The organism is Ruminobacter sp. RM87, assembly GCF_000701925.1.
GTDB classification, from domain to species: Bacteria; Pseudomonadota; Gammaproteobacteria; order Enterobacterales; family Succinivibrionaceae; genus Ruminobacter; species Ruminobacter amylophilus.
Map to the genome: position 1 here is coordinate 1 of NZ_JNKD01000039.1, position 21661 is coordinate 21661.

A 21661-nucleotide genomic window follows, 5' to 3' on the forward strand; every position below is an offset into this window, starting at 1 on the left:
CTAAGACATCGCATCCATTCAGCAGAAGCAAAAGGCATTCAACTGCCGTTTGACTCAGTACCCAAAATGCTGTCTTCACTGTCAAATATAACTCAGACGATATTCCCAGACGGAGGATATTTCTCTGAAATAGTAGGAAAGAAGAAGGAGCTGTTTGAAGGATTGGAAATTCCATTTCCGGAGCCTGAGATGAATATAGAGTACGAGGAAGATGCTGCAACTGAAGCGGAGGATTAACCACTGAGAAAAATCCTCAGCATTGGAGTGCTGAGGATTTGTTGATTTGCCCATAGTTACACAAAAAAGTGCAAAGAATGGGATTACACCAAAAAAAGCCCCGGAATTTCATGCCGAAACTCCGGGGGCGTGCCTGTCATGACAGGCACCTGCATGCGTCGGTAATTACTTTTTAACGTTGAAGAGGAAGGTAATTACGTCACCGTCCTGAACAACATAGTCCTTACCTTCAGCTCTCATCTTGCCTGCTTCCTTGGCACCGGCTTCACCGTTGTAGGTGATATAGTCGTCATAGCTGATGGTATTGGCTCTGATAAAGCCCTTTTCAAAGTCGGTGTGAATCTTACCTGCCGCCTTAGGAGCGGTAGCACCTACAGGAATTGTCCATGCACGTACTTCCTTTTCACCAGCGGTGAAGTAGGTATGAAGCTTGAGAAGCTTGTAGCCTGCTCTGATTACACGGTTAAGACCCGGTTCTTCAAGGCCGAGGCTTTCAAGGAATTCCTGACGTTCATCGTCTTCCATTGAAGCGAGATCTGATTCAACAGCCGCACATACAGGAACGACAACAGCGCCTTCCTTGTCTGCGATAGCCTGAACTTCGTCCAGGTACTTGTTGTTGGTAAAGCCGTCTTCAGCTACGTTTGCAATATACATTGTAGGCTTCAGGGTAAGGAAGTTGCATTCACGGATTAAGGCCTTTTCCTCATCGGTAAGGTCAAGGGTCAGCAGCTTCTTGCAGTCATTGAGTACAGGAAGACATTTTTCGAGAACCTTTAAGGAAGCCTGGGCATCCTTGTCACCGCCCTTTGCCTTCTTCTCAAGACGATGAATTGCCTTTTCACAGGTATCAAGGTCAGCAAGGGCAAGTTCGGTATTGATGACTTCAATATCTTCTGAAGGATTAATCTTACCGCTTACGTGAATGATGTTCGGATCTTCAAAGCAGCGGACAACATGAGCAATGGCGTCGGTTTCCTTGATGTTCATAAGGAACTTGTTACCTAAACCTTCACCGTTTGACGCACCCTTTACCAGACCAGCGATATCAACGAATTCCATTGCTGTCGGAACAATCTTTAAAGGCTTGTCGATTTTTGCCAGTGCATTGAGTCTCGGATCCGGTACAGGAACCACACCGGTATTTGGTTCAATTGTACAGAACGGAAAATTTGCAGCTTCAATACCAGCCTTCGTTAATGCATTAAACAGTGTTGATTTACCAACGTTAGGTAAACCTACAATACCACAATTAAACCCCATTTATATATACTCCTAAAATTAACGAACTGCCTTGAAGCCATTCAGCTGATTGGTGGCTTTGGCAATATTCTGGGTAAACAGTACGCCGATTGAATCCAGAGCAGCCTTCTGAGCCTGTTCTATCAGCTCAGCCTCTGCCTTCGGCGGTTTGCCCAGTACAAAATTAATCATTTCCGCTCTGGTGGCGGGCTTGCCTATACCAATGCGTAATCTGTGAAAATTCTGACAGTTTCCCAGACAGGCGATAATGCTCTTGAGACCGTTGTGACCTCCAGGACCGCCGCCCAGTTTGAACTTTGCCACTCCCGGAGGAATATCCAGCTCATCATGAATAACCAGAATCTCTTCAGGCTTGATTTTGAAGAAATTGGCCAGAGGACCGATACAGTCCCCGCTTTTATTCATGTAGGTAGTCGGGAAAACCAGTCTTACTTCCTGACCTTCAATCATTCCGCGGCCGATTTCACCGTTATACTTGCTGTCAGGTCTGATGCTTATACCGTATTTATCGGCAATCATATTCAGCACGTCAACACCCATGTTGTGTCTGCTGTGCGCATATTCATTGCCCGGATTACCAAGTCCGGCAATCAATCTAATAGTCATGGAATCCTCTGAAAAAACAGGCATAGTCAGTTAATGATCATGCCTGTAAACAAATGAAAAAGCCGAATTATCAGCCTAACTGTACCGGAATGTCCTTACTGGTACGAACGATATCATTCTTTTCGTTAAGGTATACGAGACTTGGCTTGTGATCCTTAACTTCACTCTCATCAAAAATACCGTAGGCACAGATAATAACCTTATCACCGACGGCTGCCATTCTGGCTGCAGCGCCGTTTAAGGAAATCACCTTTGAGCCTCTTTCGGCAGCGATTGCATAGGTATGAAATCTGGCGCCGTTTTCTACAACATAGATATCAATCTGTTCATGCTCTGCAATACCGGCAGCATCTAAAAGATCCAAATCAATGCCGCAGGAACCTTCGTAGTTTAATACGGAGTGAGTAACCCTGGCCTGATGAAGCTTACCTCTGAGTAAAATCCTTTGCATTTTGTTACCTTACCTTATGCATGGAAAAATGATATTTTTACTAAATAGACTCCCTGCTGATACAGCATCAAATCATTTAATAAAAACATCACACTTCAATATTTATCGATTATAAAAAAAACACATTCATGGAAAACACCTGTTTTTCCGCCTTAACCTGAGCGTTTTAAGGTTATCTGTCCCCTGAAAACAAAACGGAATTTTCCAAAATTGTGCACATTATATATTAATCGACACTTATAAACAGCTAAAAATTGATTTTTTGACAAATTAAAAAATCATTTTTCCCCTGTTCACGGATATGACAGTCAGAACCGGCCGGAGGTTCATGCTCTTTAAGAACTTCAGCGGGACTCCGATATAAAAATTTTCTAATTCTCATGATAAACTTAAAAGTTTTTATTACCAATTCTTGAAAATAAACTGAGATATAAGCCAAAATAACCATGTCTGTATTATTAACTATTTTCAGACCGGTTTACATGCATAAAACCAGCAGTGAAAGATCAGACTTTTTAATTCAATGTTAAGAGGACTAATATGGGCAAGTTTGTTATCAGGGAAACCCAAACAGGTGTCAAATTTGATTTGAAAGCCACCAACGGTGAAGTTATTCTTACATCTGAAGTTTATTCAGGAGAAGCAGCCTGCAAAAAGGGCATTGAAAGCGTAAAGAAGAACGCTCCTGCGGCCGCCGTTGAAAATCAGACCGTTGAAGGTTATACCGTTCAGAAGCATCCTAAATTTGAAATCTATGCCGACAAAGCCGGTGAATTCCGTTTCAGACTGAAGGCAACCAACGGTGAAATCATCGGGGTAAGTGAAGGCTACAAAGCCCTTAAGAGTGCGGAAAACGGCATTGCCAGTGTTCAGAAGAACGCACCTGATGCCGACGTCGTTAAAGAATAATAAAGCTGAGTAATCTCAAAACTCACAATACTGATTATCATTTATTATGAACAGAAAAGCCGGAACCTGAAAAACAGGTACCGGCTTTTTCAGTTACGATATCCAACCGTTAGATCTGTCTGTCTACAACCAGATTGTCAATCAGACGAACCTTGCCGAGATATGCGGAAGCAAGAATAACCACCTTCTTTGAACCGGCGATTTCCGGATTAAGAGTCAGAGCGTCAACAACTGTAATGTCATCGGTTCTGAATCCCTTGTTGTCCAGAAGGTTGCAGGTTTCGTCAACCAGCCTGTTAACTTCATCGAGTGTTTTGGCGGTAACCAGCTTTTCAGCCAGAGCCTTAAGAGACTTGTTAAGAAGCGGGGCAATGGATCTTTCTGCCTGATTGAGAAGATTGTTGCGTGATGAATAGGCAAGACCGTCTTCGTAACGAACGATAGGTACTTCCACAATCTTCAGTTGGAAATTGAGATCCCTTACCATTTCCTTGATTAAGGCAACCTGCTGATAGTCCTTAAGACCGAAACATGCGAAATCAGGCTGAACAATATTGAAGAGCTTGCTCACAACTGTGGCAACACCTCTGAAATGACCTGGTCTTAAAGCACCTTCGAGACTGTTGCATAAATCAGGTACTTCAATATATGACTGGAAGTTAAGTCCCTGAGGATACATGATTTCGGGAGTTGGAGTGAATACGGCGTCAACCCCCGCCTTTTCCAGAAGAGCAAGGTCGTTTTCAAGGGTACGCGGATAGCTTTTCAGATCCTCTGCCCTGTCGAACTGCATAGGGTTAACGAATACGCTTACCACTACCCTGTCAGCAACTTTTTTGGCTTCTTCAACAAGAGCGAGATGCCCGCAGTGAAGATTACCCATGGTAGGAACCAGAGCAATGGTCTTAAGTTCCTTCTTAAAGCCTACAACTATATCTCTTATTTCTGTAATACTGTTAGCAACTTTCATAAAGCACTTCTTTTTTTTTGTATTTTCCGTTCAACAAAAATTTACGGGGCTTTTGACCTGATGTCCCGTCTTATTTAAAACTCTGTTCGTCTGCAGGATACTGACCTGATTCAACCATTGAAATATAAAGTTTTACCGCATCGGTTACATTACCGGTTTCCTTAAGGAAGTTAAAGGCGAACTTAGGAGTGTGTCCCACGGTAAATCCAAGAGCGTCATGCATTACCAGAACCTGACCGTCCGTCTGGTTACCGGCACCGATGCCGATTACAGGAATGCTGAGTTCTGAAGTGATTCTGGCTGCAAGATCCTTTGGCACGCATTCAAGTACAATCATTGAAGCACCTGCATCAGCCACGGCAAAACAGTCATCAATCAGACGCTGCGCCGCATCACCTCTTCCCTGAACCTTGTATCCGCCGAAGACATTCACTGACTGCGGGGTAAGACCGAGGTGACCGCATACGGGAACGCCGTTATTAACCAGTGTGCGGATGCCGTCCTTAAGGAAAGCGCCGCCTTCAATCTTCACCACATTGGCACCGGCACGCATAAGTTTTGCGGCATTGGCGCACATTGAGGCGGTATCACAGCAGGTCATGAAAGGCATGTCCGCAAGTATAAGGGCATTTGTAACACCGCGTCTTACGCAGGCGGTGTGATAGGCCATGTCATCAATGGTAACGGCCACTGTACTGTCACGTCCCTGAATGGTCATTCCCAGTGAATCACCGATAAGAATCGCACTGATACCGGCCTCATCAAATATACGAGCAAAAGTTGCATCATATGCAGTGATGGTTGCGAATTTCTTGTGTTCATCCTTGAGCTTCTTTAAAGTTGAAACCGTAATACTCATAAAAGCCTCCGTATCAGTTTTTCATTTAGAAACAACTGCAGAACATATACGATTCTGAAAATATTGAACAATAACCGCCACGTGCCGGTTAACGACGCTAAATTATAGCACAGCTGACCGCACAAAAAATCACAGAATTACGCAGAAAACTTTTTAATCGCCAAAGATTATAACGGGTTATAGTCCCATCCTATATTTGAACCAGGCCTTCAGGGCTCTCTGTTCAGGATGAAGATTCCGGCCGTATCTCTTGTTTTCCATATGAGACAGGCGTCTGATGGCCTTCATGTCAATTTCCGGCAGTTCAGGTACGGTATCCTTAAGCTTTCTGTTTTCGGAATGAGTAAACTCAGGATCAATTTCCAGCAGAGGAATAACCACGAAAGCCCTGTTCAGAATTTCAGGATGAGGAACCTTCAGCTCGTCATCATTAAAGCTCCGATCTCCGTAATAGAGAATATCCAGATCCATGGTTCTCTCGCCCCAGTGGCGCAGTCTGAGTCTGTGATGCCTGTTTTCAATATCAAACAGCATGTGCAGCAGCTCATGCGCCTCTCTGGTTGTTTCCAGCTCAACAACGGCATTTATGAAATAATTCTGATCCTGAGGACCTACAGGTCTGGTACTGTACAGAGAACTGCAGGCAGTCACCCTGGTATCAGGAAGTTCATTCAGCTCTTTCAGAGCATCAACCATATGCTGCTTGGAATTACCGAGATTTGATCCCATTCCGACATAAACTTTTACTGCTTCACTCATGTATACGTTATACCCCGTTTTTTTGTTGTTATCACCTGCCGGCATCTCATGAGGCCGAAGTGAAATTTTTAATAAGGTTCATGACCTGAGTGAAGTCATGAACGCTTGCGTTTCAGTATACTCTACAACTTGTTCCATATAACAAAACTGATTTGTATTTTCTCAACCTCAGTCAAATTATTCAACAATTGGAACAGGAAAGAACCTGCTCGTTAAACATTCAGGATTCTACATCCAGTCTATTGCAGACGGTTTTCTTCCTTTTGATTTTTCAGCTTTTTTCTTTGAGCTTCTTGTTCTGGCCTTCTCACCTTTGGATTTTCTGCGGGATTTCTTCTGTTCCTTTTTAAGAGCCTTTTCCCTTTCAACGGCTTTGGCCATTTCCTTGGCTCGTCTGCTGTTTTTGATTTCCATTTCCTCTATGGCCCGATCAATGTCGGCTTCAGCATTCCTGCCGCCGGATCCGGATTTTCCCCTGCTCCTGCGACGCAGAACGGCCAGTGCGCTCTGAACCTCATAATCCTCCTGCCAGCTGTCACAGGCCTCCTGCAGAGAGTCATCCATGAATGCACGCAGACGCATGAAATCCACGGCGGCTCTGAAGAACTTGTTGGCCAGAACATGATCCGCATTGTCGGCCCCGTCAAGACCACTGTCAAGGTCAGCCTGAAGTCTCCATATTTCCATAATGATTTCCTGAACCATGTTAGGGAAATTTGTAATGGACATCTGTGATGCGATAACCTTTGCTCCAATCAGATCGATCAGAGAACGTTCGGATGAATGCACGAAACCAGGTGCGGTACGCAGCTTGTTCAGCATGCTGTTTACCAGAGGCCAGAGAAGCACTGCATAAAGGAATGCCGGCATGTTCGGTTTACCCTGTCTGTGACGCATGTCGGAACGCTTGAGTGATTCACCGATGAAACCGTTGAAATAATCACTGTTGAACACCACGCCGTGTTCGGTAAGGAACAGCTTCATGATTCCGCTTTCCATCAGAATCTTAAAACTCCTGTAACCATAGCCGGACAGGAAAAACTTGTTCACTTCTTCAAACAGTCTGCTGCTGTTAATATTTCTGATAAGAGAGAAATTTCCCTCAAATCCCTTCATGGTGCGATCGGTAATTCTGAATCCGAGCTTGGCGGCAAAACGGTAGGCTCTGATGATTCTCGCGGGATCCTCATGAATGCGAACCTGCGGATCCCCTATCATATCTATGTTTCCCTTGAGAATATCGTAGTATCCGCCGTGGAAATCGTAAATCACGTGGCTCTTCGGAGAATAGTACAGGGCGTTTATACTGTAATCCCTGCGCTTTGAATCTTCTTCAATGCTGTCACCGTAGCTGTTGTCCCTGGTGAGCATACCGGTATCTCCGGCGCTTACCCTGCCGGAATCATTTTCCTCGTTGGATCTGAAGGTGGCCACTTCAATGATGACCTGGGAATCTCTCTGACCGAACACGCAGTGAACAATCTTGAAACGTCTGCCGATGATTCTTCTCTGACAGTTTTTCACAACCTTGCAGATCTGATTCGGTGTGGCGTTGGTGGTAACGTCAAAATCCTTCGGTTCCTCACCGATAATGAGATCTCTTACTCCGCCGCCTACTATATAAGCCTTGAAGCCGGCCCTGTTCAACTGGGAAACCACGCTGATGGCTTCAGGAAGAATGGCATTGTTGTCAATAAAATGAGCCTGAATCTGATACAGACATGAACCGTCCCTTAAAGCCACATCCTTTCTCTTTTTTGATTCGGCAACAACATCATAGGCATCAGCAACTAAAGACTGACTGACTTTGATTTTACTCAAAATAAACCCCTGCAAATAATTCAAAAAAACAAAAAGACGGAATTTAAGTGACGCGATTACGTAATCACGAAGAATAGAGACAGACAGCTGAACCGCCGGTTACCGCGGTCTGTGAATAACAGACGTGGCTGTTCACAGATAAAAAACGAGGCTTTCACGGCACCTGCTGTTCAGATTTATATCAGACTCATAAAAAAGCTGACAAAGGACAGATGATTCCATCCACCGAAACCGCGAGGACGATACCATTCTGAAAAAGCCGTTATTCCCGTCACCGCCCCGGAACATCTTCCGAAACATGAAAGTCTGCTCACGTTTTAGGCATATACACATGCACAACGGTACAGAGCTTTCATCACTACGGGAAAAAAGAGTCTGTTAAGGCCGGATTTAACAACAGCCGTAGGATTCGCATAAGCAAACTTGATAATGTCAGAACATTAACTTTTATATTCTCGTGAAAGTATAAAAGTTAACTTTCTTTTATCCTGCCTGCTGAATGTTTTACTGCGGCTGAAGCCAATCAGTCACCATCTGACTAAAATTCCGTCCGAACGGACAATACCCGTTCGCAAAAAACACGCTCATTCTATCACAATTATTCAAAAAGTAACCTTATTCATACCTTATACATGCAGGTCACAGTCATGTCACTGCCGGATACTTTTGACAAAACATCCGACACCGTCGGCATTTTCGGGACTGTTCATGATAAAAAAAATAATTTTGTTAATCAGGCTGACTCGGAATTCCGACGTACGCCATTAAGGTTCAGCTCATAATTTATCCAGTCAGAAATATGTCAGTATCAACTTCACGGAACACAAAATAATCAATATTAAAAAAAGATACCTAAAATCAGACAAAAAACAACCAAACTAACCTATTTTGTAAAAATTTAACAAAAAAGTATTGACGAACTGAGAATAAACTTGCATAATGCACCCACTTTTTAGTTAGGTGCTGACAGGCACAGCGAAGGATTAAATGGCTATGTAGCTCAGTTGGTTAGAGCATCGCACTCATAATGCGGGGGTCACCAGTTCGAATCTAGTCATAGCCACCACAATCAGTGATAGGGGTATCGTCAAGCGGTAAGACCCAGGGTTTTGATCCCTGTATGCGCTGGTTCGAATCCAGCTACCCCTGCCACCACAAAACTAAAAAATGCATTAAGTTGGGGTATCGCCAAGTGGTAAGGCAGCGGATTCTGATTCCGCCATCCCAAGGTTCGAATCCTTGTACCCCAGCCATAATGGCTACGTAGCTCAGTTGGTTAGAGCATCGCACTCATAATGCGGGGGTCACTAGTTCGATTCTAGTCGTAGCTACCATCTCTTAAGTTGGGGTATCGCCAAGTGGTAAGGCAGCGGATTCTGATTCCGCCATCCCAAGGTTCGAATCCTTGTACCCCAGCCATTCACTTAAAATTCCTTTTATACAGACACGGACTCATCTTAATCGGTTTTACTGTTTATTCCATCAGTTTTATCGGCATTACACTGCCTCTCACTACTGTTTTAAATCTCTACCGTTCTCTGACAACCGATAATCGTGAATCATCATTATCCTGCCGTTTAATCTTCCCGATACGGAATCACGGTGAGCAGAGAAGGTCTTAAACACCCGCCATTAATATCAACGCTTTGACAATAAAGTATGGTAAAATACCCCCTCAAAAATGTTAGCCGGCGAATATTCCCGACTAACCATACCAATTTAGTAGTAATACCTTGATTTCCGGACCATCCATAACTGACATGAATAAATTTTTTATCCAGACCTGGGGCTGTCAGATGAATGAATACGATTCATCACGCCTTATAGACCTAATGATTAACACCGGCTACGAACAGACCGAGGACATCACCGAAGCTGACGTGGTGATTCTGGTTACCTGCGCCATTCGTGAAAAGGCTCAGGACAAGGTGTTTAACCAGCTGTTCAGCTGGCAGCACAAGAAACAGTATAAGGAAGGCGCCGTCATCTGTGTCGGTGGCTGTGTGGCCTCCCAGGAGGGCGAAGCCGTTCTGAAGCGTGCTCCGATGGTAAGCGTCGTATTCGGACCGCAGACCATTCACCGTGTTCCAAACATGGTGGAAAAAGTTGTAAGCACCGGAGAAAGACTGGTGGATGTTTCTTTCCCTGAAGTGGAAAAGTTTGATTTTCTGCCCAGTCCAAAATCCCGCGGTCATGCCACTGCCTTCGTTACCATCATGGAAGGATGTTCAAACTTCTGCAGCTACTGCGTGGTTCCATACACCAGAGGTGCTGAATTCAGCAGAAATCTCAGGGAGATACTGGATGAAATCAGAACCCTTACAGCTCAGGGCGTAAAGGAAATTAATCTCATCGGACAGAACGTAAACTCATACAACGGCAAAGATGAAGACGGAAACACCGTAACCTTTGCAGAGCTTCTGTACCACGTTGCCGGAATTGAAGGTGTGGAACGAATCAGATTCACCACCTCCAATCCTCATGATTTCACCGATGAGATAATTCAGGCCTTTGCCGATCTGCCTCAGATTGCCAATGCCATCCATCTTCCGGTTCAGAACGGTTCTGACAGAATACTCAAGGCCATGAACCGCAAGTATGACAGAAACAGATACATTGACGTGGTTACCCGTCTCAGACAGGTAAGACCCGATATCTACATCAGCACCGATTTTATCGTAGGTTTTCCGGGAGAAACCGATGAAGATTTCGAACAGACAATGGAGCTGATTGAAACCGTAAAATTCGATCAGAGCTTCAGCTTCATCTATTCTCCAAGACCTAACACTCCTGCCGCCAAAATGGAAGACAAGACTCCGCTGATGACCAAAAAGGAAAGACTGTACCGTCTTCAGGCAGCCATCAACAACCAGGCCCAGCAGTACAGCCGCGAAATGCTCGGTTCAGTACAGAAAGTGCTGGTAGACGGTCTGTCAGTGCGCGATGCCGAGGAATTAAGCGGCAGAACCGACAACAACCGTACGGTGAACTTCAAGGGCAGTCCTGAACTTATCGGCAGTTTTGTTTACGTAAAGATAACGGATGTTCTCACCCACACCCTGCGCGGTGAGTTAATTGAAGAACAGTAATAATCAGAAAAATGAAAACACCATCTAACAACATGATTACTCTGAAGACCATTCTTGAACCGGTCAGCAGAGATCGTCTGGCAAGTCTGTGCGGACCGCTTGACGATAATTTAAAGCATATTGAACGCCGTCTCGGTGTGCAGATAAGTTACAGAAATGAGAATTTCAGCATTACCGGCACCGAACCGCGCGCCAAAGCCGCAACCAGACTAATTAATGAGCTGTACATTGAAACAGCCCCGGTAAGAGGCAGTAAGGTTCATGATCTTACTCCCGACGAAGTGCATCTTGCCATTTCCGAAGCCAGGGTTCTTGATGATGACTCGGAAGAAAACCAGTCTGCAATCTCAGAAGAGCTAAACGAACTCTACCAGAAGGCTGTTACCATCAAGACCAAGCGCGGTATCGTAAAGCCCCGTTCAGGCAACCAGACTGAATACATCTCCAATATTCTGTCTCATGACATCAGCTTCGGCATCGGACCTGCCGGTACCGGTAAAACCTACCTTGCCGTTGCAGCCGCCGTTGATGCTCTTGAAAAACAGGAAGTAAGACGTATTCTTCTTACCAGACCTGCCGTTGAGGCTGGCGAAAAACTCGGCTTCCTTCCTGGTGATCTGAATCAGAAGGTTGATCCGTATTTAAGACCTTTATATGACGCCCTTTTCGAAATGCTCGGTTTTGAAAAGGTGGAAAAGCTGATGGAGCATCAGATCATTGAAGTTGCCCCTCTCGCATACATGCGCGGACGTACACTCAATGACTCCTTTATCATTCTTGATGAAAGCCAGAACACCACCATCGAACAGATGAAGATGTTCCTGACCCGTATCGGTTTCAATTCCAGAGCGGTAATCACCGGGGACATCACCCAGATCGACCTGCCCCGCAACGTCAAGTCCGGTCTCAAGCACGCCATTGAGGTTTTAAGCGAAGTTGATGAAATCAGCTTCAACTTTTTCACCTCAAATGATGTTGTAAGACACCCTATCGTGGCTAAAATAGTCAGAGCCTACGAAAAGTTCGACATGATGCAGAAATCGGAAAAGACTGACAGAAGCGAAAAGGCCGCAAAGAATCCGGCCGGACAGTCTGCCGAAGCCGTAAATGAAACGGCCTCACAGACCGCAGACAATGACAGATAACGCATAAGCGGAGTTATTATGAGTACTGAAACCAATAAAGACGAAGAATATATCGAAGGTCCCATTTCCATAGATCTTCAGTATGCGGTGGAGGATCGCAGCAATCTTCCATCAATTGACAGTCTGCTTAAGTATGCGACTGCAGCCATTACCGGATTCAGACCAGAGGCGGAAATCACCATCCGCATCGTTGAACCTGATGAAAGCCATCAGCTGAATCTTGAATACCGCGGCAAGGATCGCCCTACCAACGTACTGTCATTTCCTGCAACCGAAGATGATGACGTATTCTTCTTCGATGATGAGGATGAGGAAGACGGAGACTTTGACGAGAGTCTTCAGGAAGATGAAACCGAAGCTGACGAATCCGCGGAAGAGGAATTCACCACTGACGTGGATCCTGAAGAACTGAAAAACGCCGAAGAGGAAGACGAGGATGAACAGAATCCTTTCGACAGCCTTTACATCGGTGACCTGGTTATCTGCCGAGACGTGGTGGAAAGAGAAGCCAGAGAACAGAACAAGCCTCTTGAAGCCCACTGGGCCCATATGGTGGTACACGGATGTCTGCACCTTCTCGGCTTCGACCACATAGATGATGAGGAAGCTGAAGAAATGGAAGGTCATGAAACTGAAATCATGCTTTCCCTGGGTTTTGCAGATCCTTATCAGGAAGATGAATACTAACCTGTTCCTTTTCTGAAAAAATCGGCCGGTGCGACTTGACTGAATCGGCCGTATTTTCCGCATAAAGTATTCTCAGACCCGTCTTTTCCGCAGAATATCGGGAATTACGGATATAAAAGATAATATTTAAATCAAAACTTTTGAAAAAAATATTAAACGCTGCCCCCATGCTGTTATATAATGGCGGAAGCTTTATATTTCATACTACATGGAGCGGTTCAACCGAAATATATTTATATGAGTAGCGACGATAGCTATCCGCATTCGAAAAACAATCATCACAGACCGGAAAACTGGATAAACCGTATAGGACACATCATCAAGGGTGATCCTGCAGACAAGGAAGATCTGGCAGAAATCATTACCGATGCCGGCGAAAGAGAAATCATTGACGAAGATACCGAAGACATGCTCAAGGGCGTGTTTGAAATATCAGAACTCCGTGTAAGGGACATCATGATTCCGAGATCCCAGATGGTAACCATCAGCGCAGAATATTCAATTGACCGCGCGGCTTCCGAAATCATCAAATCAGGACATTCAAGATATCCGGTCATTCACGAGGACAAGGATCATATTGAAGGCATTCTTCTGGCAAAGGATCTTCTGAAATTCGTTGTCAATCAGGATAAGAATGCCAAGCTGACCGACATCATCCGTCCTGCCGTGGTGGTTCCGGAAAGCAAGCATGTTGACCGCCTGCTCAAGGAATTTCAGCAGTGCCGCTACCACATGGCCATTGTTGTTGATGAATACGGCGGAGTATCAGGACTTGTAACCATCGAGGACATACTTGAACTCATCGTCGGTGAAATCGAGGACGAATACGACAACGACGATGATGAACAGGATGAAATCGTACAGGTGAACGACAACACCTATCATATCGCCAGTCTGACTTCCATTGAAAACTTCAACAGAAAATTCAATACCTCCTACACTGATGACGAATATGACACCATAGGAGGCATGGTGATGCATGCCATCGGTCATCTCCCGGTCAAGGGTGAAACCGTGCACATTGACAATTTCGAATTCAAGATTCTGTCAACCGTAAGACATTCGACAAGTCTGCTGCAGCTCACCATTCATCCTGAAGAGGAAATCTGACGCACCTCCACTTTACATGACAGGATATCACCGGACTGCGGTGATATCCTGTTTTTTATCAGAACGGAATCAGCCGGCAGACTTTTTCCGTCTTGTACTAAACGCCCCCTGTCTATATAATACCGGAATACAGTAATGATAAAGATATATACAGATTTTTAGCGTTTTCAATATGTTTCACATAAACAGCAAATACAAGTTACTCACCGGATGCATTATCAGTGCCCTGGCCGGCTTTGTCACCACTCTGGGTTTTGCACCTGCAGACATGTGGTATTTAAGTCTTGCGGGAATTTTCAGTTTCGGATTTGTCTACGCAGGCAACACCACCCCCCGCCGTTCGGCACTGACTACCCTGATATTCTTCTTTGTCATGCACATGTGCGCGGTATCATGGCTCACCTCAGTCATGACCGGCTATGGAGAAATGTCATACGCGCTGGCTATTGGAGTTCTCATACTCTTCAGTCTCTACCTCTCCCTGTTTCCTACTCTTGCAGGTTATGCGGCCCACAGACTCTGCGCCGGCATGCCGACCGTCCGCAATCTGGTTCTTTTCCCTTCCCTTATTGTCCTTGCTGAAATAATCAACAGCGTGCTGTTCACAGGCTTCGGATGGGATCTTCTCGGTTACACCCAGATTGATTCCTTCTTCAGTGCCTACGCTCCTCTAATCGGGGTTCAGGGCATGTCTCTGATTATGCTTAACGTAATCATGGGGTTCGTTTATGCATGCAGACGCAGATATATAGGTCATGCAGTCATCCCTACCGTTCTCATTATATTCGGGCTCAGCATGCAGAACTTTGAATATACCAGAGTGGGCAATCCCGTAAAGGCTGCTCTGATACAGGGAAACGTCAGCACTTCTGTTCACTGGAGTCAGGATTCCGTATGGGAGGAACTGGAAATCTACATTCAGGAAATGCGTTCCAATCTCGATACCGAAATCATGGTATGGCCGGAATCAGCCATTCCGGATCTGGAAAACAACATGGAAAAGCTCAAGGTACTGAGCATGCTTGATTATGAAGCCAAATACAATAATATCGGGCTGATTACCGGCATTCAGTACTACGATGTGGCCAAACAGCAGTTTTTCAACAGCATGCTCGGTATCGGAGTCATTGATAAAAAGAAGGAACGTCAGTATACCTTCGGTGAAGGCAACAGATACTATAAACGCCATCTGGTTCCTATCGGCGAATTCGTGCCTTTTGAATGGCTCCTGAGACAGATGGGACCTATTTTCAACATGCCGATGAGCTCTTTTACCAGGGGCAGCGACGTTCAGGAAAACATCATGGTGCAGGATCTCAACGTGGCATCCGCCATCTGTTATGAAATGGTATATAACAACGAGCTCAGGGATCAGGTGAATGAGAAGTCAAATCTCATCGTTACCGTAAGTAATGACGGATGGTTCAATTATACCGACGCGCCGATGCAGCACCTGTACATAGCAAGACTCAGAGCAAAGGAATTCGGCAAACCGGTTCTCAGAGCCACAAACAACGGTATCACTGCGGTTATTGATCATCAGGGAAACATCGTAAAAACCATCCCTGCAAATATCACTGCAACCCTGAGAGCTGAATTCAGACCTACATACGGTGAAACTCCGTTCTCACGCTTCGGTTCGTCATTCGTATATTTCTACATCGGACTGACACTGCTGCACACCGTTATTGCCAGACTGAGATACAGAAACATGATATCAAACAGACCTTCTCAGCAGATCTAGGCATTCCAGGCATCGTAAAAAAAGGCTGCATATCATAATGATACGCAGCCTTCCGTTTATCGGAAATAAGGGACGTAACCGTCCCTTATTTTTTCTTTAGAATTCAATCGGATTCAGCAGCTGAGGCATACCGTTACGGGTATTGAAATACTCGTCCAGAAGACTCTTGTTTACCTTGTGATTATTCAGAAAAGCGGCGATGGCCGGTTTTACGTGAATAGGAGAATAACCTGTTGAATTCAGATCAGATTCATTAGTGGACAGCGGCTGATGAACTTCAATGTAGATACCGCCGTTAGGTTCCTCGGTTACCTTTACCGGTTCATTGATGAACTGAACTCTGGTATTAACCGGAACATTGTTGAACAGATATTCAATATCAGGATCACGCAGACGGATACATCCGTGGCTTACACGCAGACCGATACCGAAATCGGCATTGGTACCGTGAATGGCATACAGGCGTCCCACGTAAAGAGCGTAAAGTCCCATAGGATTGTCCTTGCCGGCAGGAACAACAGCAGGCAGAGGTTCACCCATGGCTGCATATTCGGCTCTGGTCTGAGCAGTCGGAGTCCAGGTAGGTCCGGCCTTCTTGCGTTCAACCTTGGTAATCCAGTCAACAGGAGTATCCTTGCCAAGCTGACCGATACCTACCGGAAGCACGTCAACCACGCCGTCATGATAGTAATACAGTCTCATTTCAGCCGTGTTTACCACAATGCCTTCGTGCACGGTGTCTGGCAGAATAAGCTGCTGAGGAATAATAATGGTACTGCCCGGCTTTGGTGAATAAGGATCCACTTTTGGATTGGCTTCAAGCATATTGCTGAAGCCCTGCTGATACTGTGCCGCAATGGCTTCAAGAGAGGTGTTGTTTCCGGGAACCCTGGTAACCAGAACTTCACCGACCAGACGACTGCCGTCCGCAGGAACCTTGTAGGTTACAGCCTGTGCATTAACACATGTGGCAGCAACCGCCATACCGATAAGAGATTTTAACAGTTTCATAAAAAACCTTATTTTAAACTGAGTTTTCTGATAATTCCCAGGCAGTTCAATACCACGCCTCTTAAGAAATTATCCATAACAGCAACCAGAGTAAATGATGAATTCTGCCCCTTTAAAGCTCTGATACGGGAGATATAAAGTTTATCTTCCTTCTTACCGAACTTCACCGGAGTGATTTCCTCATCATCCACAATTTCAACTCCCGGAGCAGCCGCGATGAGCTCCTTGAATTCATCCAGAGAGATGTCTTCCCTGAAGGAAATGTTGAGGCTCAGTGTGTGTCCGTAGAATACGGGAACAACCATGGAGGTCAGATTAATGACATCCGCGGTTTCTCCAAGCACCTGCTTCAGTTCGGCAATCACATTGTTCTCATGAGTGGTAGTATCGTCATAATTGATGTCACCTACGGCTGTATGAACATTGAAGGCCATCTGGCTCGGGAAAATGCGGGGAGCGATATCTCTCATGTTGAACAGGGAAATTGACTCACGTGCAAGCTCGGCGGTACCGCTGTCACCTACTCCTGAAACAGATTCCATCATTACGGCACTGACCGAACTGATGTCAGCTCTTTCGGAAACAGGCTTGAGAATAAGTGAAAGCATGGTAGCTTCGGAACTCATTGGCACGATGTAATCGGCATCATATACGAAGTCGGTATCGGCATCTGCCAGACCGTCCACGAACAGTCTGCCGTCATTGACGTTAACTTCACCGGCATCGACAACCACCAAACCGTTTTTTCTGGCCTGGGCTACCAGCCTGTCGGCTTCACTGTAGTTACCGGCGATCAGCAGAACCGTTGCGGTTTCAGGTTCGAAATCATCAACCCTGCGGATCTGATAATTCTTACCTCGGTAGCTGATGGCATCATAGTCTTCCGCCGTATATGACAGAGGAATGTAATCAGCAAGTTCAATACCTTCATCTTCCATTGACTCAATGAGAGCCTTACCTACATCAGTATCATAGCCTAACAGTGCAAGTTTAATTTCAGCCATTGTTTTTCCTCAAATAAAAACCAAACAAGGAGAATTGTGTGAGCATTATAACAAATCAGACCGTACATGACCTAACTGAGACAATTTAATTTAAAAAAATTAATGCCATTCCGTAATCTGAATGAGGAACATACCGTCATCACAATCACCGTAAAACGTAAAAAAGCCGGTTCTTCACGGGAATTGTTGGGAATGTAAATATTGAAGAAGGGGCAAAAGTATTCTAGTATTTAAGTTACCACACAAAGTAGGCATGGACTATTTTTTGTCTCCTCGCTATCAGAAACTTACACATTCACCTCTGTTTTGCTCAAAAAACATCCTGAAAACCGTCTAACGGAATGATTAGACGGTTTTCAGGAAAGGGTTAATTAAAAAAATTATCAGCAGTTTTTCAGGCTTTCAACAAAAAGTCAGTTTCCGGAAATTCCTGAATATTTAATGAAATTCATGCAGAAACAGCGGATCAGAAGCTTGAGGAATCTGGGATTTTTAGGAGAATCCGTGTCTTCGGAATCACTGTCCCAATAGGCATGGCATTTTTGAGATGTGTTCTGCGGAAGGTTCGTGTTATCCGCAGGAATGCCACCTGCATTCCATTCAGAAGAACGGTTACTGCAGTAATTATCATCAGCCTTTTCATCATTCGGAAGATCGTATTCAGATTGTTCATCATTGTACCACCACATTTCATCGCGGATTTTAAACAGACTGTATCCGCCGAATCCCATATTTCCGTAATAATTTATGCGTATGGATCCGTCTTTAATTTCAACGGAAGAAATCCCCAGAGATTTTTCATTTATGGCAGAATCCGCATCTTCAGGAGCAATGATTTTTCCGGTATTTTCTGAATCACACCACTCACCGTCGATCATCAGATGACGGCAGCAGGCACAAAGAACAAAGTACAGGGTGTCAGCTACAGACATTCCGTGAAAAGGAATGATATCCGCCCCCCACAGTAACGGATCGGTTGATTCGGCAACTTCCGCAGCCATTGAAATAAACATATTCCCAAAATTTGAATCCGTTTTATCAGAATCATCCTGTCTGCATTGTTCATAATCACTGAAGATTGCCGGCGGATTATCTCTGAACCGCTGCATGCCTTCATCATAACTGTCAGCCAGTTTGACGAGTCTTGCACTTTCCTTGATTTTTCCGCGTCTCCAGACTATTTCCAGTCCTTCGCCATGTTTTTCGCAGGACTTAAAAGCCCTGAAGCCGTAGATTCTTACTTCATGATGAGATACCGCATCGGTGCCTGATGAAGAATTTAAAACTGAATTTCTGTACATATCCGCCTCCGTTAAAAAAACGATAATTTATCTATGCGTATTTTTATTATACCCAATAATTTTATATCTTATATGGACTATATTCAAAAATTCATCATTTTTCTGAAGACGTGTACCAGAAAGCTTCCGAACCTAAAAAACTTATCGTGGTAAAGGGAGCCACTCATGTGGATCTGTATGATCAGATGAACAAAATACCATTTGATGAAATTGATAACTTCTTCAGAACAAACCTTAAGTAAAAGAGCTGTAAATATGGAATGATCTCTCTGATACAAAGACTGAGAACCTGACGGAACCATAACCGCAAATTTTAAACAGGCTCATGACCGTTACGGCATGGGCCTGTTTCATACCTGCACGTAATTGCGTTCCACTAAGAACAACAGTTCCTGACCTGCTGTGCCGGACAGGATGCATGTTTACTGCTCAGATTCTAAAGAGTTCTGATTCTCTCGATTGCTTCTACGCTGTTTTCATAGGTACCGAAAGCCGTGAGTCTGAAGAAGCCCTCTCCGTTAGGTCCGAAACCTGACCCCGGAGTACCGACAATTCGTGCCCTGTTAAGAAGAAGATCGAAGAATTCCCAGCTTGATAATCCGTGAGGTGTTTTCAGCCAGATATAAGGCGCATTTTCACCGCCGTATACGGTATAACCTGCATCTTTAAGAGCAGTTTTAAGGAACAGAGCATTTTTCATGTAGGTTGCAATCTGTTCTTTTATCTGTTTATTTCCCTCAGGTGAATAAACGGCTTCACCCGCTCTTTGTATAATGTACGGAGCGCCGTTATATTTGGTGCCGTGTCTTCTGGCCCACATGGCATGAACGGATTTATCAGACAGTTTCAGTTTTTTGGATATAACGGTATAGCCAAGTCTTAAACCGGTAAAGCCTGCATTCTTAGAAAATGATCTGAACTCAATCGCACAGTATTCTGCACCGCTGCATTCAAAGATACTGTGAGGAAGAGTATCATCGTTTATGTAAGCTTCATAAGCAGCATCATACAGAATAACCGCACCGATTTTTAATGCATAATCCACCCATGCCTGCAACCTTTCTTTTGTTATGGCAACACCTGTCGGGTTGTTAGGGAAACAAAGGTAAATCAAATCAGGGTTAATCTTAGGAAAATCAGGTATAAATCCGTTAGACTCAGTGCATGGCATATAGATCAGTCTGTTGTAGATTCTATTCTCTTCACTGAAATCCCCTGCACGACCAGCCATTACATTTGAATCAACATATACGGGATATACAGGATCACAAACAGCCACCAGACTGTTCTGATCGAAAATTTCCTGTATATTTGAGCAGTCACTTTTCGCACCGTCAGAAACAAAAATTTCATCCGGTTCAATACTGATCCCCCTTTTTTTAAACTCATTCTCGGCAATGGCGGTTCTTAAAAATTCATAACCGAGATCCGGAGCGTAACCGTGAAAGGTATTTGCCGCACCCATTTCGTCAACGGCATTGTGCATGGCTTTTAATATTGCAGGAGCAATAGGCTGGGTAACATCACCGATGCCGAGTTTTATCAGTCCGGCATTAGGATTATCGGCTTCAAATTCACGTACTTTTCGTGCGACTGTCTGAAAAAGATAGGATCCCTGTAATTTTAAGTAATTTTCATTTATTTTTGCCATTTTATTCCACCAATTATTCCTTCACGGATTAAACTTCTATCTCGCCTTCAAATACAAATTCGGCAGCCCCGGTCATATATACCGGATGACCGATGCCTTCCCATTTAATTTTTAATTTACCGCCAAGCAGATGAACGGTTATCTCATGATCAGTGCAGCCGTTTAAAACACCTGCCACGGCAGTTGCACAGGCACCGGTACCGCATGCAAATGTTTCACCGGTCCCCCTCTCCCATACGCGCATTTTTACATTCTTGCGGTCTATAATCTGAATAAATTCAGTATTAACACGTTTTGGGAAGGATGGATGGTTTTCAAAATGTCTGCCCAGACTTTCCAGTGGGAAATTATCGACATCATCAACATAGATGACTGAGTGAGGATTTCCCATAGACACACAGGTATGGAAATAAACCTTGCCTTCCACTTCAATAGGTTCATTAACAACTGTCTTTTTTTCACTTATTACGGGAATGTTCTCAGATTCCAGAACGGGCAGTCCCATGTCAACGCAGACACCGTTTACTTTCCGTGTCTGACTGTTCTCATCAACATCAAGCCAGATTTTTTTTATTTTTCCGGCAGAAATAATGCGGAATTCTTTTTTATCGGTTAATCCTTTTCCATAGACATACACGGCAACACAGCGTATACCGTTACCGCACATTTCACCTCTGCTGCCGTCTGCATTGTACATTTCCATTTCAAAATCGGCCTGATCGGAAGGATTAATGAAAATCACTCCGTCACCGCCGACCCCAAAATGTCGATCAGAAAGTTTTTTCACGATCTCAACTTTCTTTTCCGGAGAAAAGTTTACCTCTGCCCCGTTGATATAGACATAGTCATTTCCGCAGCCCTGCATTTTTGTAAATTTCATATCGTTATCTCTTATCCTATAATAACTTTAAAAATCATTTTTGCGCGTCACAAAGCCCCATTGATTCAACGTATAGTCTTATACATCTCTTCACCCAGCACCCGTATAAAAGAACCTTCCGATAACCAAATAATCAAATGTACGGTTTGTCTCCGTATACGGGA

Annotated in this window: 20 protein-coding genes and 5 tRNA genes; 13 read left to right on the plus strand and 12 right to left on the minus strand. The window is 44.5% G+C overall.

Translation table 11 applies throughout. From position 1 onward, the window contains the following. Positions 1-237 (plus strand): hypothetical protein (locus T489_RS13655; protein ID WP_037319315.1); only part of this gene is annotated, 237 nt, incomplete at its 5' end. A gap of 165 nt (positions 238-402) precedes the next feature. Here T489_RS13655 and ychF read toward each other — a convergent pair. The 3 genes from ychF to panD all read right to left on the minus strand — a co-directional run bounded on the left by ychF (position 403) and on the right by panD (position 2557). Beyond that, complete coding sequence (gene ychF / locus T489_RS0108115) at positions 403-1500, minus strand: redox-regulated ATPase YchF (protein WP_031579554.1); 1098 nt, start codon at positions 1498-1500, stop codon at positions 403-405. Between the two features lie 18 nt (positions 1501-1518). Then, positions 1519-2106 carry an aminoacyl-tRNA hydrolase gene (gene pth, locus T489_RS0108120; RefSeq protein WP_031579555.1) on the minus strand — a complete coding sequence of 196 codons (588 nt, stop codon included), beginning with the start codon at positions 2104-2106 and terminating at the stop codon, positions 1519-1521. Positions 2107-2176: 70 nt separating this feature from the next. Beyond that, complete coding sequence (panD, locus tag T489_RS0108125; RefSeq protein ID WP_031579556.1) at positions 2177-2557, minus strand: aspartate 1-decarboxylase; 381 nt, start codon at positions 2555-2557, stop codon at positions 2177-2179. 540 nt (positions 2558-3097) lie between these two features. On the opposite strand from panD, the gene T489_RS0108135 reads away from it, so the two are divergent. Beyond that, positions 3098-3466, plus strand: a complete 369-nt coding sequence (locus tag T489_RS0108135; protein WP_031579558.1) for a YegP family protein — start codon at positions 3098-3100, stop codon at positions 3464-3466. A 109-nt stretch (positions 3467-3575) separates the two neighbouring features. On the opposite strand, the gene panC is transcribed toward T489_RS0108135, so the two are convergent. The 4 genes from panC to pcnB form a co-directional block, all read right to left on the minus strand. Continuing rightward, on the minus strand, positions 3576-4436 hold the full coding sequence (panC, locus tag T489_RS0108140) for a pantoate--beta-alanine ligase (protein WP_031579559.1): 861 nt from the start codon (positions 4434-4436) through the stop codon (positions 3576-3578). 70 nt (positions 4437-4506) lie between these two features. Continuing rightward, positions 4507-5295: a 3-methyl-2-oxobutanoate hydroxymethyltransferase gene (panB, locus tag T489_RS0108145; protein WP_031579560.1), complete on the minus strand. Its 789-nt coding sequence runs from the start codon at positions 5293-5295 to the stop codon at positions 4507-4509. A 177-nt stretch (positions 5296-5472) separates the two neighbouring features. After that, positions 5473-6054 carry a 2-amino-4-hydroxy-6-hydroxymethyldihydropteridine diphosphokinase gene (folK, locus tag T489_RS0108150; RefSeq protein ID WP_084155473.1) on the minus strand — a complete coding sequence of 194 codons (582 nt, stop codon included), beginning with the start codon at positions 6052-6054 and terminating at the stop codon, positions 5473-5475. Positions 6055-6282: 228 nt separating this feature from the next. Beyond that, on the minus strand, positions 6283-7875 hold the full coding sequence (pcnB, locus tag T489_RS0108155) for a polynucleotide adenylyltransferase PcnB (protein ID WP_051621908.1): 1593 nt from the start codon (positions 7873-7875) through the stop codon (positions 6283-6285). 989 nt (positions 7876-8864) lie between these two features. On the opposite strand from pcnB, the gene T489_RS0108165 reads away from it, so the two are divergent. From T489_RS0108165 to lnt, 10 genes are all read left to right on the plus strand, one after another. Continuing rightward, positions 8865-8941, plus strand: a tRNA-Met gene (locus T489_RS0108165). A gap of 11 nt (positions 8942-8952) precedes the next feature. Then, positions 8953-9027 (plus strand) — tRNA-Gln (locus tag T489_RS0108170). Between the two features lie 26 nt (positions 9028-9053). Continuing rightward, positions 9054-9128: transfer RNA gene (locus tag T489_RS0108175), tRNA-Gln, on the plus strand. A gap of 4 nt (positions 9129-9132) precedes the next feature. Then, a tRNA-Met gene (locus T489_RS0108180) sits at positions 9133-9209 on the plus strand. Between the two features lie 10 nt (positions 9210-9219). Continuing rightward, a tRNA-Gln gene (locus T489_RS0108185) sits at positions 9220-9294 on the plus strand. 341 nt (positions 9295-9635) lie between these two features. Further along, a complete protein-coding gene (gene miaB, locus T489_RS0108190; RefSeq protein ID WP_031579563.1) occupies positions 9636-10964 on the plus strand; it encodes a tRNA (N6-isopentenyl adenosine(37)-C2)-methylthiotransferase MiaB in 1329 nt (442 codons plus the stop codon). Between the two features lie 11 nt (positions 10965-10975). After that, entirely contained in the window at positions 10976-12109 is a 1134-nt protein-coding gene (locus tag T489_RS0108195; protein WP_037319319.1) for a PhoH family protein, read from the plus strand. 18 nt (positions 12110-12127) lie between these two features. Beyond that, complete coding sequence (ybeY, locus tag T489_RS0108200) at positions 12128-12796, plus strand: rRNA maturation RNase YbeY (protein WP_051621909.1); 669 nt, start codon at positions 12128-12130, stop codon at positions 12794-12796. Positions 12797-13033: 237 nt separating this feature from the next. Continuing rightward, the gene (locus tag T489_RS0108205) at positions 13034-13906 is read left to right on the plus strand and encodes an HlyC/CorC family transporter (RefSeq protein WP_031579566.1); all 873 of its coding nucleotides are present in this window, start codon (positions 13034-13036) and stop codon (positions 13904-13906) included. Positions 13907-14078: 172 nt separating this feature from the next. Then, on the plus strand, positions 14079-15650 hold the full coding sequence (gene lnt, locus T489_RS0108210; protein WP_051621910.1) for an apolipoprotein N-acyltransferase: 1572 nt from the start codon (positions 14079-14081) through the stop codon (positions 15648-15650). Between the two features lie 96 nt (positions 15651-15746). Here the strand turns inward: lnt and T489_RS0108215 are convergent, their stop codons facing one another. From T489_RS0108215 to T489_RS0108225, 3 genes are all read right to left on the minus strand, one after another. After that, positions 15747-16661, minus strand: coding sequence for a L,D-transpeptidase family protein (locus tag T489_RS0108215; protein ID WP_031579568.1), 915 nt, complete (start codon positions 16659-16661; stop codon positions 15747-15749). Positions 16662-16669: 8 nt separating this feature from the next. Beyond that, positions 16670-17665, minus strand: a complete 996-nt coding sequence (locus T489_RS0108220) for an Asd/ArgC dimerization domain-containing protein (protein WP_031579569.1) — start codon at positions 17663-17665, stop codon at positions 16670-16672. 413 nt (positions 17666-18078) lie between these two features. Beyond that, positions 18079-18966 carry a hypothetical protein gene (locus tag T489_RS0108225; RefSeq protein ID WP_031579570.1) on the minus strand — a complete coding sequence of 296 codons (888 nt, stop codon included), beginning with the start codon at positions 18964-18966 and terminating at the stop codon, positions 18079-18081. 110 nt (positions 18967-19076) lie between these two features. Here T489_RS0108225 and T489_RS15620 point away from each other — a divergent pair, with 110 nt between their 5' ends. Beyond that, positions 19077-19208: a hypothetical protein gene (locus tag T489_RS15620; RefSeq protein WP_255326989.1), complete on the plus strand. Its 132-nt coding sequence runs from the start codon at positions 19077-19079 to the stop codon at positions 19206-19208. A 194-nt stretch (positions 19209-19402) separates the two neighbouring features. On the opposite strand, the gene T489_RS0108235 is transcribed toward T489_RS15620, so the two are convergent. Continuing rightward, positions 19403-20617, minus strand: coding sequence for an LL-diaminopimelate aminotransferase (locus tag T489_RS0108235; RefSeq protein WP_031579571.1), 1215 nt, complete (start codon positions 20615-20617; stop codon positions 19403-19405). Positions 20618-20645: 28 nt separating this feature from the next. Beyond that, positions 20646-21497 carry a diaminopimelate epimerase gene (dapF, locus tag T489_RS0108240; RefSeq protein WP_031579572.1) on the minus strand — a complete coding sequence of 284 codons (852 nt, stop codon included), beginning with the start codon at positions 21495-21497 and terminating at the stop codon, positions 20646-20648. Between the last annotated feature and the right edge of the window lie 164 nt (positions 21498-21661).

What these genes read in the sequence shown, in the direction of transcription:
- folK (WP_084155473.1), bottom strand. Translation starts at nt 6,054, where the DNA reads ATGAGTGAAGCAGTAAAAGTTTATGTCGGAATGGGATCAAATCTCGGT.
- T489_RS0108135 (WP_031579558.1), top strand. Translation starts at nt 3,098, where the DNA reads ATGGGCAAGTTTGTTATCAGGGAAACCCAAACAGGTGTCAAATTTGAT.
- T489_RS0108205 (WP_031579566.1), top strand. Translation starts at nt 13,034, where the DNA reads ATGAGTAGCGACGATAGCTATCCGCATTCGAAAAACAATCATCACAGA.
- ychF (WP_031579554.1), bottom strand. Translation starts at nt 1,500, where the DNA reads ATGGGGTTTAATTGTGGTATTGTAGGTTTACCTAACGTTGGTAAATCA.
- pth (WP_031579555.1), bottom strand. Translation starts at nt 2,106, where the DNA reads ATGACTATTAGATTGATTGCCGGACTTGGTAATCCGGGCAATGAATAT.
- T489_RS0108225 (WP_031579570.1), bottom strand. Translation starts at nt 18,966, where the DNA reads ATGTACAGAAATTCAGTTTTAAATTCTTCATCAGGCACCGATGCGGTA.
- panB (WP_031579560.1), bottom strand. Translation starts at nt 5,295, where the DNA reads ATGAGTATTACGGTTTCAACTTTAAAGAAGCTCAAGGATGAACACAAG.
- panC (WP_031579559.1), bottom strand. Translation starts at nt 4,436, where the DNA reads ATGAAAGTTGCTAACAGTATTACAGAAATAAGAGATATAGTTGTAGGC.
- T489_RS0108195 (WP_037319319.1), top strand. Translation starts at nt 10,976, where the DNA reads ATGAAAACACCATCTAACAACATGATTACTCTGAAGACCATTCTTGAA.
- T489_RS0108215 (WP_031579568.1), bottom strand. Translation starts at nt 16,661, where the DNA reads ATGAAACTGTTAAAATCTCTTATCGGTATGGCGGTTGCTGCCACATGT.
- miaB (WP_031579563.1), top strand. Translation starts at nt 9,636, where the DNA reads ATGAATAAATTTTTTATCCAGACCTGGGGCTGTCAGATGAATGAATAC.
- T489_RS0108235 (WP_031579571.1), bottom strand. Translation starts at nt 20,617, where the DNA reads ATGGCAAAAATAAATGAAAATTACTTAAAATTACAGGGATCCTATCTT.
- panD (WP_031579556.1), bottom strand. Translation starts at nt 2,557, where the DNA reads ATGCAAAGGATTTTACTCAGAGGTAAGCTTCATCAGGCCAGGGTTACT.
- dapF (WP_031579572.1), bottom strand. Translation starts at nt 21,497, where the DNA reads ATGAAATTTACAAAAATGCAGGGCTGCGGAAATGACTATGTCTATATC.
- T489_RS0108220 (WP_031579569.1), bottom strand. Translation starts at nt 17,665, where the DNA reads ATGGCTGAAATTAAACTTGCACTGTTAGGCTATGATACTGATGTAGGT.
- lnt (WP_051621910.1), top strand. Translation starts at nt 14,079, where the DNA reads ATGTTTCACATAAACAGCAAATACAAGTTACTCACCGGATGCATTATC.
- ybeY (WP_051621909.1), top strand. Translation starts at nt 12,128, where the DNA reads ATGAGTACTGAAACCAATAAAGACGAAGAATATATCGAAGGTCCCATT.